The organism is Streptomyces sp. NPDC023541, from assembly GCF_055559995.1.
Genome location: NZ_JBVHJO010000001.1, coordinates 125,655 through 140,001, shown reverse-complemented (window position 1 = coordinate 140,001; position 14,347 = coordinate 125,655). Strand labels below are relative to the sequence as shown.

Genomic DNA, 14,347 nt, shown 5'->3' with positions numbered 1-14,347 from the left:
TCGCGCAGGCCGCACGGCCTCTCTAACAGTCCCGGGCTCCGCAGCCGGCGCACCCCCGCACCGGGCCCCACGTGTCACCCCGGGTGGCGTACATCGAGCGGACACACGGGGCGAAGTGCCGGCGCGTCCGGACGACGAGCTACTCGGTGCGGGTGACCACCACCAGGACGGTGACCGGTCCGGGGCTGCCGTGCTGCGCGAGATGGGCCGTCACCGCCGCCCGTACCCGCTCGCGGACGTCTCGGGCTACGTCGACCACGCGCCGGTCCGAGCGCAGCACGCACCGCACTTCCACCTGCCAGCCGTCTTCCGGCGTGTGCCGGCAGCGGATGCCGGAGAGGGGACGCCCGGCGGCCGTGTCGCCCGCGAGGGCATGCCTCGTCCGGGAGGCGACGCGGGAGAGAAGGTCACCGAGGGCGGGCTGAAGACCTTCCACCCCGGATACCCCGAGGGCGGCGCGGGCCGCAGCCCGGTGGACGTCCTCGCGTGCGGCGGCGGTCATCGGTCGCCACCCGTCGATCGGTCGCCATCCGTCGATCGGCCGCCACCCGCCGACCGCCCGTCGGCCGTGGCGCGGGGAACGTCCAGCACGGCGTTGATCGTCAGGTCGACCGCCGTGACCTGCAGGCCCAAGCCGCGGTGAGCCGCGTGCAGGACGGCTCGGCGCACCTCCTCGGCCCGCTGCGGCAGCGGCTGATCGAGTGCGGCCGCGATGGTGAGGGCGACGGTGTGCACGGCCCGTCTCCCCTGGACGAGCATGAGGCGGCAGCTGATGGCACGGGCGCCCGGCACGGTGTCGACGGCGCGGCGCAGCACCTTCGCGGCGGCGCTCTCGGCGATGTGCAGATCCTGACCCGGGTCGTCCAGCAGGAGCATGGCGCCCAGGCGCGTCTCGGCACGGACCACGCCGACGACGCGCTGCGCGAGAGTACGGCCGTCGGGCTGTTCCTCGGCGCGCAGGGCACGGGCGGCCCGGTCCAGGGCCGTCAGCCCCTCGACAGCCTGCCGGCACCACGTGCACGTACTGGTGTGCGGGTCCGCAGCGGCGACGCCGGCGGGCCTGCGCGCCTGTTCCCAGGCACGGCCGACGGGGCGCCCGCAGGGCAGCAGCTCGGCGCCGGCCCGCACCTCGGCCTCGTGGAGCGCCGGGGGCGGTGCCTCCACGGCGTCCACGGGCTCGGGGCGGTCGCCCGAGGGTCGGTGCGGGTCGTCTAGCGCCATGGGCGCATCGCCTCCGTCAGTGCGCGTCGTGCGCGGAAGAGCCTCCCGCGCACTGTCTGTTCGCTGGTCCCCAGGACGTGGGCGATCTCCTCGTAGTGCAGTTCGTGCAGCTCCCGCAGGACCCAGCACGCGCGCAGGTCCGGGGCGAGTTCCAGCAGCGCCCGCTTGAGGGCGGCGGTCGCGGCGTCCCCCTCGCACACCCGCGGCGGGGAGCTGCCGGCGTCCGCGGCGGCGGGCTCGGGGAGGGCGTCCAGGGGGAGGGGGCGGGGACGCCGGCGCAGGACGTTCAGGCAGCGGTTCGTCACGATGCGGTACATCCAGGTGCCGAAGGACGCCGTGTGGTGGAAGTCCGGCAGGCGTCGCCAGGCACTGAGGAACGCCTCCTGTACGGCGTCCTCGGCGTCCGCCCGGTCTCCCAGCAGATGCTGTGCCAGGGCGAGCAGCCGACCGCTGTGCCGCCGGACGAGGACGGCGAACGCGTCGTCGTCCCCCTCCGAAGCCCGGACGGCCAGCATGCCGTCGTTCAGGTCGTCAGGAGCGCCGGGAGCGTCGGGACAGCCGGCGGCGCCGGGGTCCCCCCGCCCGGCGGCGGAGCCGGTGGCCGGCTGCGGCGCAGGCAGGAACTCCGCCTCGTAGGGGGGTGGGGGCCCGGGCCGGTTGCGCATCGCCGCCCACTTTCGTCGGGAACGGTCCTCGCAGTCGCGTACGCACTTCAAGGGTAGGTGGAACGGATCGTGCGACAAGGGTGACGAATGCGTCCGGGGCGTGTCCAAACAGTCGAGGGCGCCACACCGGCACCCGTACGACCCTCGGGAGGTCCCTCATGTCGGACACCATCAGCCCCACAGCGGGTGGGAGCGAGCCCGGCGCGGGCTCGGCGGGCAAGACCCTGAAGGGCCGCAGTGGCGCCGGGGCGGCGCCCGAGACACGAGGCCGGACGTCCATATCCGACAGTGTGGTGGAGAAGATCGCGGGCATGGCCGCCCGTGAGGTGCCGGGCATCCACAGCCTCGGCGCCGGCGTGACCCGCACGCTCGGGGCCGTGAAGGACATGGTTCCGGGCGGCCGTCCCAGCGTGAGCCGCGGGGTGAAGGTCGAGGTGGGCGAACGGCAGGCCGCCATCGATCTCGATGTGGTCGTCGAGTACGGCGTGGCCATCGTGGACATGGCCGGCGCCGCCCGCACCCATGTCATCTCGGCGGTGGAGAGCATGACCGGCCTGGAGGTCGTCGAGGTGAACATCACCGTCGACGACGTTCACCTGCCCGACGAGGAGGACGAGGAGGCGGGCGAGGGCCGTGTGCAGTGACCCTGTCGCGCCCTCCTCGCCCTGTGGGCGACCGCGCACGGCGCACGACGCAGGACACACGTCGACGTGAGGATTCAGGTGAGTGAGATGAGCGCAGCAAAGGTGGGCCTGCTGGCCGGCATGGCCCTCGGCTTCGCCGCATTCTTCGGAGGCTTCTGGGCGTTCCTGCTCGTGGCCGTCCTGGGCGCGGTGGGCCTCATGATCGGCCTCATGGTTCAGGGCGATCTCACGACGTCCGACTTCAAGCGTTCCGGCGGCCCGCGGTGACCTCGCGGCCGCCCGCAGCCACGCCCGACGCAGGGGCCGCTCCGGCCTTGCCGGCGCTGCCGGCGGCCGAGCGCGGCGCCACGGTGGTACGGGACAAGGTGGTGGCCCGCATCGCGGTCCGCGCCGCACGGGAGGCTCTGGCCGCACGGGACGACACCTCACCGGCCCGCACGGATCTGGCCGCCCCACGCGCCTCGGTCACGGTCGGTGGCGGCACGGCGCGCCTGGGCCTCTCCCTGGACCTGCCGTACCCCCTCGACCTCGCCGACGTCTCCCGTCGACTGCAGCAGTACGTCAGCGATCGGGTGAGCCAGCTGACCGGGATCAAGGTCACCGAGGTCACCCTGGCCATCGAGCACCTGGTCCCCTTCGGCGGTGCGGGCCCGGAACGCGGGCGCGTGCAATGAGCCCGGGTTCGTGACGACCCCTCCCGGAAGGAGCGCCGGAATGAAAACGGATCCCGACCAAGCGCCCGCGCGAGACGTACCTCCCGCGCGCCGCCGACCCTGGTCCGAGCGCCGGATCCCCGCCGCACTGACGGCCCTGGTCGTCGCAGCCGCCACCGGAGCCCTCCTGTTCGACATCGTCCGGGTCCGCGCGGGCGGGAACGCCGCCGCCTGGCGTACGAGCCTCGCCCCGGAGCTGGCCACGCGCCCGCTGGACGACGTCTGGATCCGGGTCGGCGCCGTCGTCCTCGCCCTGCTCGGTCTCTGGCTGATCGTGCTGGCACTCACGCCCGGCCTGCGTCACCAGTACCCCTTGAAGTCCCCGGACGCGCACGTACGGGCCGTGCTGGACCGCGATGCGGCGGTCATGCTGCTGCGGGACGCCGCCCTGCGCGTTCCCGGCGTCAGCGGTGCGAGGATCCGCATGCGCCGTCACCGGGTCGCGGCACGCGCGGACGTACGGTTCCGCTCCCCGGCCGATGTCCGGGCCGATCTGGAGGCCGCCCTGCGGGAGCAGATCGACCGGCTGGCCCTCGCCGACCCGCCCGGGCTCGCCGTCCGGACCCGCTCCCGCCGCACGTGACGCGTCGTGGACGCCCTTCGTCCGCGACACGAGACAGGACGGATCTCATGAGGAAATCCGCGATCAACCGGATCCTGTTGGCCCTGACGGGCATCGTCATGCTCGGCTTCGGCGTCCTGATGCTGGCGGGCGGCTTCGACGTCTACCGGCGCTGGTCCCTCTCGTCTCCCGACGGGATGCCGTGGACCGCTCCCGACGCTGTGGTGCTGGAGGACGCGGACCGTACGCGGTGGACGGACGAGGCATGGTGGTGGCCCGCCGTCATCGCCGCCCTGGCCGTCGTGTTCCTGCTCGCCCTGTGGTGGCTGGTGGCGCAGCTGCACCGGACCCACCCCGGCCACATACGGCTGGGCGAGCCCCCCGCGGACGGGGTGGAACTGCGCGAGCACGCCCTCAGCGACGCGCTGGCCGCCGATGCCGGCCGGCAACCGGGTGTCACCCGCGCGCAGGCGCGCATGATCGGCCCGCCACGCCGTCCGAAGGCACAACTCGACCTCACCCTCACCCAGGACAGCGAACCCGGCCCCGTCCTGCGGACGCTGTGCGACGGCCCCCTGACCCGCGCCCGCCGGTCCACCGGCCGCGCCCGGCTGCCCGCCGAAGCGCGGATGAGGGTCACCCCGCACAAACCGCACCGCGCCCAATAGGGCCGGCGGCCCGGACGGTCGTGCGGCGGTGCGGGGCGGCGAGCGGGCGGCGGCGCGAGCGGCGGTGCGAGGGGCGGTGCCGGGCGACGGTGCGGGCGACGCTCACCCCGACAGCTCGGCCCGCCACTGCCGCGGCCACTGCCCCGGCGGCGGGGGAGCGCCTGCGATGCCCAGGTCCCGCCGCGCACTCTCGTAGAAGGCGTCCCGTGCCGCGCTCGCCAGCCGGTGCGCCTTGGTCCAGAGTTCGCCGTCGACCGAGTCCTCCCGTATCAGCAGCTGTATGGTCCAGATCGTCTCGTGCCAGCGCCGTGCGGCCGCGACCGTCGCGGCGTCCCCCACCAGGAGGACGGCCTCCCATTCCGTCGCACGGTGGGATTCGGCGTCGGCGAGCAGGGGCAGGCCGTCGGCCGGTGCCAGCGGATCGACCACGTCCGAGTATCCGAGTGAGGCGCCGATGCGCTGGGTGAGGCGGAGCTGCGCCTTGAGGGCGTTGGCGTAACGGCCGTACGTCTCGAAGCGCTTCTCGTCCCACCGCTCCTCCCGCTGCCGCGTCCACCGCCGGCGCTCGGTCAGTGTCTGCACGGCGTAGGAGCCGAGCGAACCGACCACGACGCCGATGAGCGCCGGTAGTTGATCGAGCAGTGCCACAGTCCCTCCCCGAACCGTACGCCTGGTGCCGCACGTTCGGTGCGTCGCGGCAGACAGCTCCTACCCACCTTCCGCACGGAGCACATGCGTTCGGCCGCCCCTCCTGTCCCAGAGCTGCCGCCGGTGCCGCCGGAGGCCGGCAGGCGCGGCCAGCCGGGTGACTTCTGCCCGTACCCCGGCCCGGTGCCACCGCGGCGCACGCACGCTGGCGTGAGGATGCACGGGCCGGTTCCCCCGTCCCTCCACCGCTGGAGTGTCCCAGTGCTCGAACGCAAGAAGCTCAAGGGCCGTACGCAGGTCACCTTCGTCCTCCCCGCGGAAACTCCGGACGGGCCGGTCAGCGTGGTCGGGGACTTCAACCACTGGAATCCCGCCGCCCACCCCCTGGAGCCCCGCGGCGACGGCACCCGCGCCGCGACTGTCGCGCTGCCCGCCCACAGCGCCCACTCCTTCCGCTACCTCGCCGCCGGCGACTACTGGTTCGACGACGAACACGCCGACGCCCACGACGGCACCAACGGCCGCATCCACACCTGACGGCAGCCGCTCCCGTCCCCCTGCCGCCCCACGCCGCCCGCACTGACCAGCACCGAGGTGAGACCCAGTGAGCAGCCCGATCGGTCTGTCGGAAGGCTGCGTTGCTGCCGTTCAGCACCTGAGGGAGCTGCGGGAGATCAACACCGTGGTCCTCCGCTACGCGGACCCCCCGGACGGCCTTGCCCCGGAGCTGGAGGCCAACCTGACCCACGACGAGCTGGTGCAGGGCCTGCCGTCGGACGAGCCCCGGCTGGTCCTCCACGAGCTGTCCTTCGCCAGCCCGGAGGGCACGCGGCGCAACGAGCTGCTGCTGATCTTCTGGATGCCGCCGGCGGCCGGTGAACAGGAGGAGATTTACACGGCGGGGTACTCCGCACTGAAGGAATACCTCGCCGATGTCCACGTCCACCTCACCGCCAGGCGCGCGGACCAACTGGCCTACCGAAGGCTGGTCGCCCTGGCCGGCTGATCCGGCCGCGCAGGCGACCGTGGCAGCCGCCGACGTCGAGGCACGGACGACCCCCTTCCACTGGAGCAAGGAGGCCCTGCGGCACGAACGGGGCTACCGGGTCTCGTCCACGCCGGCCACGGACAGGGCCTCGCGCTCCCGGCGGCCAGGACCTCGTAGGGCTACCTGGCCTGGGTGCGGGAGACCACCCCGCGCCGGCGGACAAGGGCGCCCCGGCCGCGCATGCCCTAAGGTCGTCCCCTGTGGCCGAACTCCCCGACTCCCCGAACTCCCCGCGTACCTCCGTGAGACGTCCGACGCCTACGACTCCGTCGTCGTCCGCTACGCGGATCTCGCCCGCGACTGGCTCGACGGCGTTCCGCTGGACCGCTCGGTCCTCGCCGCGTTCGCCGAGCTCGCGCTGACCGCCGACGCCGGGCCGGTGGCCGAACTGGGCTGCGGTCCGGGATATGTGACGGCTCATCTGCGCGGTCTGGGACTGGACGTCTTCGGCGTCGACCTCTCACCCGCCATGATTGACTTCGCCCGCGAGGCCCACCCCGACCTGCGGTTCGACGTCGGTTCGATGGACGCCCTGGGGCTGACCGACGGCGAGCTGGGCGGCATCGTGTCCTGGTACTCGGTGATCCATGCCCCGCCGCGGGAACTCCCTTCGTACCTCGCCGAGTTCCGCCGCGCTCTGGCTCCGGGCGGGCCCCTCCTGCTCGCCTTCTTCGAGGCCGAGGGCGGTCCAGTGGCGGCGTTCGACCACAAGGTGACGACCGCCTACCGGTGGCCGATCGACGACCTCGCGGAGATGGCCCGCGAGGCCGGGTTCGGCGAGGTCGGGCGGATGCTGCGAGAGCCCGGTCCGCAGGAGCGCTTCCGCCGGGGCCACCTCCTGATGCGGGCGCAGGACCGGCTCGGCGACGAACCGGGGTGAGCGTCTCCGCGACGTCCGGGCGGGCGAAAAACCGCGTGCCCGGCAGGCACCACCGCGCTACCGTTGCCCGCATGAACGTCAACGGCCCCAGCACCACCGCGACCGCGCGAGCGACCAGCTCGCCGGTTGCCGCCGCCTGACCTTCCCCTCCCCCCGGCGACCGGAAACGGTCCGTCGGCCATGCCGTGGCGTCCCCGCCCCGGCCGGAGACCCTCGGTCCCGTTCTCCGGTGCCCTCCCGCTGCGATGCCAAGGAGCCACCCCATGAACACCGAACAGCTGGTCGACACGTTCGTCGAGTACTTCGAGGAGCGCGAGCACCGCCGGATCATCGGCTCGACGCTCCTGCCACCACCCGGCGACCCCGTGCTCTTCACCACCTCCGGCATGCACCCGCTCACCCCGTACCTGGAAGGCCGCCCCCATCCGCAGGGCAGGCGACTGGTCAACGTACAGCGCTGCCTGCGCACCACGGACCTGGAGGAGGTCGGCGACGACACGCACCTGACGGTCTTCGAGATGCTCGGCACCTGGTCGCTGGGCGACTACGGCGGACCGCTCAGCCTCGACTGGGGATACGGTCTGCTCACCGAGGGACTCGGCGTGGATCCCCGCCTGCTGTACGCCACCGTCCACGCCGGCGACGACCGGACCGGGCCGGACACCGCCTCCCTCCGCCTGTGGCAGGAGCGGGGCGTCCCCGTCGAACTCACCGCCGAAGACAACTGGTGGTCCAACGGCCCGGTCGGCCCCTGCGGCCCCGACTCGGAGATCTTCCTGTGGAGCGGCGACGGCCCGCCCCGGTCCACTCCCACCCGCGACGACCGCTGGGTGGAGGTGTGGAACCACGTCACGATGAGCCACCGCCGACTCGACGACGGCTCCCTTGTGCCCCTGCCCCAGCGCAACGTCGACACCGGGCTCGGTCTGGAACGGCTGGCCTCACTGCTCCAGGGCAGGTCCTCGGTGTTCGAGTGCGACGTCTTCGACCCCTGGCGCCGCCTCGTACCGCACCTGTGGCACCTCGACGAAACGTCCCTGCGCGTGGTCTGCGACCACCTCCGCTCGGCCGTCGTGGTGCTCGGCGACGGCGTGCGCCCGGCCCACACCGGACGCGGATACGTGCTGCGGCGGCTGGTGCGACGGGTGCTCACGGTGCTGTGGCGCGACGACCCCTCCCACGGCATCGGGGACCTGCCGGAGGAACTGGTCTGGCACACCCTGGACCACTTCCGGCAGGACATGCCGCCGGGCGACGTGCTCCGGCTGCTCCGTGAGGAGGAGCACCGCTTCCGCGGGCTCCTGGAGCGCGGCCGCCGGGTGCTCGCCCGCCCCCGGTTCCACGGACTGCTGACCGAGGAGGACTTCCACTACCTCCACGACACCCATGGTCTGCCGCGCGGCCTGGTCACGACCCTGCGACAGGAATGACGACGACGACGCGGACGAGGTTGCCGACGCGGCGCGTTCACTTCGGCGCGACGGCTCCCGAGTCCGGCGACTGCTGCAGTCCGGACGCGTCGACCGCCTCGAAGTCGGACCCCTTGAAGGCCTTGAGCCCGGCGAGCTGGGAGTTGTCCCAGCCGGAGTTCTCCTCACCGGAGATGAACCAGGCCGAGCCGTTGTCCGCGACGAGCGACGACCCGGACCTACGAGGAGCGGCGCCTGGAGCTGATCCGGATCGGCTCGCTGCGGTTCACCGGCTGGACCTTCGCCGACGGGGCGGTCCGGGTGCTGCGCAGTCAGGGCCACTGCGCCGGGCATGTGATCGCGCACCTGAGGGACTGCGGCGTCCTCCACCTGTTCGACGAGGGGAACGGGGCTTGCGGTGCGAAGTACGACGCCGACCAGCTCAAGATCCAGACCGTGCGCGGCGCCGTCGCCGGCCTCTTCGAGCAGGGGAAGCCGCGATCCTCACCGACGGGCACGCCTTCGCGCTGCACCGGGCTGCCGCGGCGGTGTCCCACCTGGACGGGCTGCCGGTGCAGGCCACCGTCCTCCGGACGGCGGCACTGGGGCTGACCGGCGCGAACGGGCAGGTACGGCCGAGTACGTACACCACCCGCTACGCGCAGGCCCTCGCCGACGGGGGAGTGGGCGGCGCCGAGCCCAACCCGGTGTTCACCGCGATGATGGCGCTCGACGAACTCGCCGAACTCGACGAACTCGACGAGCTGGGCCTGCGCCCGGAACGGGGCGACGACGCCGACGCACCCTGGTCCCGCCCCGCAAAGGCCCCTTAGCCCGCGCTGATGGCCGCCACGTGGGTGGTGCCGTCGCGGAGGGCGGCGATGCGGACCTGCCCCGCGGGGAAGGGGTCCCTGCCGTTGGGGCCCGGTATCCGACCGAACGGGGTCCAGGAGCCGTCCGGCCTCCTGACGTTGTGCCAGACCCGTCCGTCGAGCCCGACCGCCACGACCTGGGCCGAGCCGTCCGGCGTTCCCGCGATGCCGATGGCGCTGGCCCCCATGGTGGCGGTGGTGGCGCCCCTCGGGGCCCGGAAGCCGCTCCAGGAGCCGTCCGGCCGCCGCAGTTGGTGGTAGACGATCCCGTCGATCCCGATCGCCAGGACCTGCGACGACCCGTCGGGCAAACCCGTGATCGCCAGGGCGGGGCCGGAGAACGTCACCGCACCGTTGTAGCCGGCCAACCGTCCCCACGGCGTCCACGTACCCGTACGCCCGCGGACGCAGTGGTACATGGCACCGTCCGTGCCGTAGCTGAGCAACTGGGCGGACCCGTCGGGCATGGCGGTGATCGCCACCTTCGTCGCACCCCAACGGCTCGTCGCGGTGGGACCGGGCACGGCCCGGAACCCGGGCAGCCCGCCGTCGGCCCGCCGCATCTGGTGGTACGTGGTGCCGTCCATGGCCGTCGCCACGATCTGGCAGGTGCCGTCGGGGAAGGCCGTGATGTCCGCCTCCCTGACGGTGAAATCGGTCGATCCGTCCGGCCCCGCGACACGTTTCCAGGGCCGGAGCGTGGCCGCACCACGCACGGAGGTCAGCCACAGGCCGTTGTCGGGTGCGATGCCCAGCACCGTCACCGAGCCGTCCGCCATGCCCGCCACGGCGCTCTGCACCCCGGCGAACGAGGCGGAGCCGCCGGCACCCGGCAGCGGACGCATGCCGCTCCACGATCCGTCGGGACGACGCTCGGTGTGGAAGAGCACGCGCCGCTCGACGTCGTACGGGGGCAGTCGGGCGGAGTAGAACCACACCGGGTTGGTGATGGCCACCAGTTGGTCCAGCGTGGTGGACGCGGGCTTGGGGCGGCGCACCTCCGCCCGGGCGAACAGGGACGCCTTGCCCCAGCCGCGCCACCTCAGCTGACCGCGGCCGCCGGCGTCGATGCAGGTGGCGGCCATGATGCCCCACTCGGTGTACAGCGCGGCGATGCTCTCCGGGGCGCCCGTCACGTTCAGGGTCACGTCGACGGCGTCGAAGAACGACAGGGGCAGCTCCTCGCCGGGCCCCGCCACCGCCGCGCCGGCGCGGGCCGTGAAGTCCACGGTCACGGCCGCGGATTCGACGGCGTACGAGCGCCCCGTGCGCAGCGCGTCCAGGACCGCCGGAGTTGACAGGCTGTCGGCGCGCACTACGTTGTGCGGCCGGCCGACGGCGTCCGCGGGGCTGTGGGCGTCGCTGTTGCCGACGGCCGCGACCCGCTTGCCGAGGCAGAGCATGACGTGCCAGGCGGCGATGTTGGCCGCGTCGTCCAGGGTCCACGGTCCGTTCCACACTTCCAGCGCGTCCACGCGGTCGAGGCCGAACTCCCAGAAGGATCCGGGTGCCGGGGTGAGCGGATGGGCGGCGATCGTCAGTCCGCCCAGACTGTGCACGCGCCGTGCGTGTCCCTCGAACTCGCCCTGGTTCGCGGGTCCGTAGCGCCAGTCCACCCATTCGCCCTGCGGCAGGCCGACGGCCAGCCAGTGGCCGTGCCGGGTGGTGACCTCCTCGGCGTTGATCACCAGCAGGTCGGCCGGTACGTTCCCCTTCCACGTGACGCCGGTCGAGCTGGTGTTGTGGTCGGAGGTGGCGATGAAGTGCAGCCCCTCCTGGCGTGCGGCCGCCACGATCTCGTCCACCGTGCGCTGGCCGTCGGAGTGCACGCTGTGCAGGTGCAGATCGCCCCGGTACCAGCCGGGGCCGCGTCCGGGCACCGCGGCGGGCAGGATGTCGTACGGGGTTCCGGGCAGCGGAGCCCCTTGGTGGAGGGTGACGTCGACCTGCCAGGCCATGCCGTCGGGGCTGCCGACCATGGGGCCCAGGATGACGGACCAGCGGCCGGGCTCCACCGGGCCGGGCACATAGCCGGGGGTGGCGTCCGACGCGGCGAGGGTGAAGCCGGACCGTGCGCCGCCCGACCAGCCGCGGAAGCCGGTCGGGCCGAAGATCCCGAGGTCCAGGATGCCGGCGGAGCCGTCGTGAGCGGTCGATACGGAGATTCGCTGCACTCCGGCGTCGACGTCGAAGGCGACGTACGCCCATTGGTCGTTGCCGTAGGGGGAGCGGCCCGTGTAGGTGGTGGTCACCGTATCGGTGCCCCGGCCCCTCGTCGCGGCGTGCGCGACCGGTGCCGGCGCCAGCGCGGCGGTCCCGCCCGCGGCCAGCAGTGCCCCTAATCGCAGCAGGGACCTGCGCTCGACCTGCGGGCCGGCCCCGGGCCCGTCACTCGGGAGGTGTCCACTTGGCACAGCCGTGCTCTCCGTTCACATGGGGTGGCATGGAAGGCGTGCAGGTGCGAGGACGAACGAACGACGCGAGGAGCAGAGGAGCAGAGGAGCAGAGACGCGGGAGGCGCGGCCCAGGTCGGGTGGTCAAAGCCCCGCCAGGCCGGCGGGGCCGACACGACCTAGCGGCGTGCGCGCTGGGCGTCGACGATCTGTCGCACGGAGCCGTCGACGTCCGTACGGGCCTGGATCCGCTCCGCGAAGCCGGGGAACTGCCCGGCTATGGCGCTGAGCAGCCGCAGCTCCAGCGGCGCGACGTTGACCTCGCACAGGTCCCGGCGGACGGCCCGTTCGACGCCGTCGGCCACCTGGCCCGGCGTGACGGTCCGGATGCCGTTCGGGGTGGCTGCGCCGGTGGCCGCGAACATCCCCGCGTCCCGGACGAAGCCGGGCTGGACCAGGGACACCCCCACCCCCGTGCCCCTGAGCTCCTGGCGCAGGGCGAGGGCGAAACCCCGCAGCCCGAACTTCGTCGCGTTGTACAGGGAGGTCGACTTGGTCGCCGCCTTGCCCGAGATGGAACCGACCAGCACGATGTGTCCGCGGCCGCGGGCCACCATGTGTTCCGCGAGCAGCCGGGACAACAGGACGGGAGCCCGCAGGTTGACGTCGAGGGCGCGGTCGAGCTGCTCCTCGGTGTAGTCGAGGAGGTCGCCGCTGGCGGGCAGGGCGGCGTTTGCGACGAGGACGTCCGAGTCGGCGCAGGCCTCGGCGAGGCGCATGACGTCCGACCGGACGGCGAGATCGGCGAGCACGGTCCGGGCCCCGCAGGCGTCCGCGGCGGCCTTCAGGGCGGCCTCCTGCCGGCCGGTGACCGTGAGGCGGGCTCCCTGCGCGGTCAGGCGTGCGGCCAGGGCGGCGCCGATGCCTCCGGTGGCCCCGGTGAGCAGAACGTTCGATCCGGACATCTCCACGACGACTCCCGTACGGCGTTACGGCGTTCTTCCACTGTTCGTTCGAACGAACAGTAGGGACCGCACCGCTGGTTGTCCACACCCCACCCGTCCCCAACTCCCCGGCCCCGCACGGCGATCGCGTCGTCCGATGGGGCAGAATGCGGACATGCCCCACGCTTCCGCCACCCGCCAGAGCATCATCGACGCCGTACTGCGGATCATCGGGCAGGACGGCATCGCGGCCGTCACCAACCGGCGGATCGCCAAGGAGGCAGCGGTCTCCCTGGGCTCCGTCACCTACCACTTCGCCACCCAGCACGAGCTGCTGCGCGAGAGCCTGCTGCACTTCGTGGCCGAGGAGACCCGGCACTTCACCGCGCTCGCCGACGAATGCTCCGACGAGCACTTCGACATCGGCCGGGCGGCCGAGGTGGTGGCGCAGGTCGCGGGCGGCAACGCCTTCGACAGCCGCCACATCGCGCCCTTCGAGCTGTACGTGCAGGCGGGCCGGGACGAACGGCTGCGTGCCGCCGCGGCCGAGTGCTTCGCGGCCTATGACCTGCTGGCCACGCGGATCCTGACCCAGCTGGGCGTGCCGGACCCCGAACGCCTGGCCGGCGCGGCCGTGGCCCTGGTGTTCGGGCAGCAGCTGCGCCGCCTGGCCACCGGAGCGCCCGCCGAGGACCTGGTCGACACGCTGCTGATCCTCACGAACTTCACCCCGGCGCACACCGCTTGAGGGCTGTCCCGCCATCCCCGGCGGGCGCACGGCGACCGCTACGGCGCCCCGCCGCGTTGTCGGAACGCCCGGATACGCCCAGCCCGGTATCAGGACGCTCCTGCGCCTTGCGGTGCACCGCATCCGGCGCCGCGCGCCGATCCACCGGGGACTACGGGACAGCCCTCAGGCGGTGTCGTGCCGCGGTGCGGCGCGGCTCAGTACGCAAGTCCCACGTGCGCGAGGGCCTGCTTCAGCAGCACCGCGTGGCCGCCCGGCATCTCGCCCTGCACGGCCTGCGAGGCCGCTTCCTGCGGGCTGAACCAGACCAGGTCAAGGGCGTCCTGCCGGGGACGGCAATCCCCCGTCACCGGCACGACGTAGGCCAGGGACACCGCGTGCTGGCGGGGGTCGTGGAACGGGGTGATGCCGGCCGTGGGGAAGTACTCGGCCACGGTGAAGGGCTGGAGGGAGGCCGGCACCAGGGGCAGGGCCACAGGACCCAGGTCCTTCTCCAAGTGGCGCAGCAGCGCGTCACGGATCCGCTCGTGGTGCATGACCCGGCCGGACACCAGCGTCCGGCTGATCGTTCCCTCCGCGCCGATCCGCAGGAGCAGTCCGACACTGGTGACTTCGCCGGTGGCGTTCACGCGCACGGGAACGGCCTCGACGTACAGGATCGGCATCTGGGCCCTGGCCATGTCCAGCTCGTCACTGGTCAGCCAGCCGGGCGTCGTTTCGGTCATGTCAGCCATTTCTTGATCATACTTTCCGCAGTGGGCGTTGGCCCAGATCGCGCGTCCATCGGAAACCGGCCGGCCGTCAGGTTGTCGTCAAAGCGGACAGTCGACGGGCCGTCGTGACGGTCCGCGACGGCTCCTCCGCCATGACCGAAAAGCAGCATTCATGGAGACTCGGGCGCATATCCTCACTTCCCATGGAGAGGGTGACCT

General features: G+C 72.9%; 17 protein-coding genes and 1 pseudogene. 11 read left to right on the top strand and 7 right to left on the bottom strand.

Features of this window, described 5'->3' with window-relative positions:
• Nucleotides 1-139 precede the first annotated feature (139 nt).
• Genes ACZ3X1_RS00695 through ACZ3X1_RS00685 form a run of 3 tightly spaced genes read right to left on the bottom strand, consistent with a single transcriptional unit; the run spans nucleotide 140 to nucleotide 1,886 of the window.
• On the bottom strand, nucleotides 140-502 hold the full coding sequence (locus tag ACZ3X1_RS00695; RefSeq protein WP_467275331.1) for an Asp23/Gls24 family envelope stress response protein: 363 nt from the start codon (nucleotides 500-502) through the stop codon (nucleotides 140-142).
• Nucleotides 499-1,221, bottom strand: a complete 723-nt coding sequence (locus ACZ3X1_RS00690; RefSeq protein ID WP_467275329.1) for a hypothetical protein — start codon at nucleotides 1,219-1,221, stop codon at nucleotides 499-501. Before ACZ3X1_RS00690 ends, ACZ3X1_RS00695 begins: the two co-directional genes overlap by 4 nt.
• Entirely contained in the window at nucleotides 1,212-1,886 is a 675-nt protein-coding gene (locus ACZ3X1_RS00685) for an RNA polymerase sigma factor (RefSeq protein WP_390074466.1), read from the bottom strand. The genes ACZ3X1_RS00690 and ACZ3X1_RS00685 overlap by 10 nt, the downstream gene beginning before the upstream one ends.
• A gap of 158 nt (nucleotides 1,887-2,044) precedes the next feature.
• On the opposite strand from ACZ3X1_RS00685, the gene ACZ3X1_RS00680 reads away from it, so the two are divergent.
• The 5 genes from ACZ3X1_RS00680 (at nucleotide 2,045) to ACZ3X1_RS00660 (ending at nucleotide 4,473) form a co-directional block, all read left to right on the top strand.
• Entirely contained in the window at nucleotides 2,045-2,530 is a 486-nt protein-coding gene (locus tag ACZ3X1_RS00680; protein WP_356812911.1) for an Asp23/Gls24 family envelope stress response protein, read from the top strand.
• An 87-nt stretch (nucleotides 2,531-2,617) separates the two neighbouring features.
• Nucleotides 2,618-2,797: a hypothetical protein gene (locus ACZ3X1_RS00675; protein WP_356812910.1), complete on the top strand. Its 180-nt coding sequence runs from the start codon at nucleotides 2,618-2,620 to the stop codon at nucleotides 2,795-2,797.
• Between the two features lie 47 nt (nucleotides 2,798-2,844).
• Nucleotides 2,845-3,204 (top strand): Asp23/Gls24 family envelope stress response protein, encoded by a 360-nt coding sequence (locus tag ACZ3X1_RS00670; RefSeq protein ID WP_467275327.1) that lies wholly within the window; start codon nucleotides 2,845-2,847, stop codon nucleotides 3,202-3,204.
• Nucleotides 3,205-3,244: 40 nt separating this feature from the next.
• On the top strand, nucleotides 3,245-3,826 hold the full coding sequence (locus ACZ3X1_RS00665) for a DUF6286 domain-containing protein (RefSeq protein ID WP_467275325.1): 582 nt from the start codon (nucleotides 3,245-3,247) through the stop codon (nucleotides 3,824-3,826).
• A 47-nt stretch (nucleotides 3,827-3,873) separates the two neighbouring features.
• Nucleotides 3,874-4,473, top strand: a complete 600-nt coding sequence (locus ACZ3X1_RS00660) for an Asp23/Gls24 family envelope stress response protein (RefSeq protein ID WP_356812907.1) — start codon at nucleotides 3,874-3,876, stop codon at nucleotides 4,471-4,473.
• A gap of 102 nt (nucleotides 4,474-4,575) precedes the next feature.
• Here the strand turns inward: ACZ3X1_RS00660 and ACZ3X1_RS00655 are convergent, their stop codons facing one another.
• Complete coding sequence (locus ACZ3X1_RS00655; RefSeq protein WP_356812906.1) at nucleotides 4,576-5,121, bottom strand: hypothetical protein; 546 nt, start codon at nucleotides 5,119-5,121, stop codon at nucleotides 4,576-4,578.
• A 261-nt stretch (nucleotides 5,122-5,382) separates the two neighbouring features.
• On the opposite strand from ACZ3X1_RS00655, the gene ACZ3X1_RS00650 reads away from it, so the two are divergent.
• The 5 genes and pseudogenes from ACZ3X1_RS00650 to ACZ3X1_RS00630 all read left to right on the top strand — a co-directional run bounded on the left by ACZ3X1_RS00650 (nucleotide 5,383) and on the right by ACZ3X1_RS00630 (nucleotide 9,291).
• Nucleotides 5,383-5,658 (top strand): isoamylase early set domain-containing protein, encoded by a 276-nt coding sequence (locus ACZ3X1_RS00650; protein WP_356812905.1) that lies wholly within the window; start codon nucleotides 5,383-5,385, stop codon nucleotides 5,656-5,658.
• A gap of 67 nt (nucleotides 5,659-5,725) precedes the next feature.
• Nucleotides 5,726-6,127 (top strand): cofilin family protein, encoded by a 402-nt coding sequence (locus ACZ3X1_RS00645; RefSeq protein ID WP_467275322.1) that lies wholly within the window; start codon nucleotides 5,726-5,728, stop codon nucleotides 6,125-6,127.
• Between the two features lie 274 nt (nucleotides 6,128-6,401).
• Nucleotides 6,402-7,049, top strand: a pseudogene (locus tag ACZ3X1_RS00640) (class I SAM-dependent methyltransferase); the annotation flags it as partial.
• Between the two features lie 263 nt (nucleotides 7,050-7,312).
• On the top strand, nucleotides 7,313-8,479 hold the full coding sequence (locus ACZ3X1_RS00635) for an alanine--tRNA ligase-related protein (RefSeq protein WP_467275320.1): 1,167 nt from the start codon (nucleotides 7,313-7,315) through the stop codon (nucleotides 8,477-8,479).
• Between the two features lie 527 nt (nucleotides 8,480-9,006).
• Nucleotides 9,007-9,291, top strand: a complete 285-nt coding sequence (locus ACZ3X1_RS00630; RefSeq protein WP_467275319.1) for a hypothetical protein — start codon at nucleotides 9,007-9,009, stop codon at nucleotides 9,289-9,291.
• Here ACZ3X1_RS00630 and ACZ3X1_RS00625 read toward each other — a convergent pair.
• Complete coding sequence (locus ACZ3X1_RS00625; protein WP_467275317.1) at nucleotides 9,288-11,744, bottom strand: CehA/McbA family metallohydrolase; 2,457 nt, start codon at nucleotides 11,742-11,744, stop codon at nucleotides 9,288-9,290. The two genes, ACZ3X1_RS00630 and ACZ3X1_RS00625, sit on opposite strands and share 4 nt — an antisense overlap.
• Before the next feature lie 158 nt (nucleotides 11,745-11,902).
• A complete protein-coding gene (locus ACZ3X1_RS00620) occupies nucleotides 11,903-12,694 on the bottom strand; it encodes an SDR family NAD(P)-dependent oxidoreductase (RefSeq protein ID WP_467275315.1) in 792 nt (263 codons plus the stop codon).
• A 148-nt stretch (nucleotides 12,695-12,842) separates the two neighbouring features.
• Here ACZ3X1_RS00620 and ACZ3X1_RS00615 point away from each other — a divergent pair, with 148 nt between their 5' ends.
• Complete coding sequence (locus ACZ3X1_RS00615) at nucleotides 12,843-13,415, top strand: TetR/AcrR family transcriptional regulator (RefSeq protein WP_362629476.1); 573 nt, start codon at nucleotides 12,843-12,845, stop codon at nucleotides 13,413-13,415.
• Nucleotides 13,416-13,612: 197 nt separating this feature from the next.
• On the opposite strand, the gene ACZ3X1_RS00610 is transcribed toward ACZ3X1_RS00615, so the two are convergent.
• Entirely contained in the window at nucleotides 13,613-14,149 is a 537-nt protein-coding gene (locus ACZ3X1_RS00610) for an NUDIX hydrolase family protein (protein WP_356812896.1), read from the bottom strand.
• Nucleotides 14,150-14,347 lie beyond the last annotated feature (198 nt).

What these genes read in the sequence shown, in the direction of transcription:
- ACZ3X1_RS00615 (WP_362629476.1), top strand. Translation starts at nt 12,843, where the DNA reads ATGCCCCACGCTTCCGCCACCCGCCAGAGCATCATCGACGCCGTACTG.
- ACZ3X1_RS00635 (WP_467275320.1), top strand. Translation starts at nt 7,313, where the DNA reads ATGAACACCGAACAGCTGGTCGACACGTTCGTCGAGTACTTCGAGGAG.
- ACZ3X1_RS00610 (WP_356812896.1), bottom strand. Translation starts at nt 14,149, where the DNA reads ATGGCTGACATGACCGAAACGACGCCCGGCTGGCTGACCAGTGACGAG.
- ACZ3X1_RS00665 (WP_467275325.1), top strand. Translation starts at nt 3,245, where the DNA reads ATGAAAACGGATCCCGACCAAGCGCCCGCGCGAGACGTACCTCCCGCG.
- ACZ3X1_RS00695 (WP_467275331.1), bottom strand. Translation starts at nt 502, where the DNA reads ATGACCGCCGCCGCACGCGAGGACGTCCACCGGGCTGCGGCCCGCGCC.
- ACZ3X1_RS00685 (WP_390074466.1), bottom strand. Translation starts at nt 1,886, where the DNA reads ATGCGCAACCGGCCCGGGCCCCCACCCCCCTACGAGGCGGAGTTCCTG.
- ACZ3X1_RS00660 (WP_356812907.1), top strand. Translation starts at nt 3,874, where the DNA reads ATGAGGAAATCCGCGATCAACCGGATCCTGTTGGCCCTGACGGGCATC.
- ACZ3X1_RS00680 (WP_356812911.1), top strand. Translation starts at nt 2,045, where the DNA reads ATGTCGGACACCATCAGCCCCACAGCGGGTGGGAGCGAGCCCGGCGCG.
- ACZ3X1_RS00675 (WP_356812910.1), top strand. Translation starts at nt 2,618, where the DNA reads ATGAGCGCAGCAAAGGTGGGCCTGCTGGCCGGCATGGCCCTCGGCTTC.
- ACZ3X1_RS00690 (WP_467275329.1), bottom strand. Translation starts at nt 1,221, where the DNA reads ATGGCGCTAGACGACCCGCACCGACCCTCGGGCGACCGCCCCGAGCCC.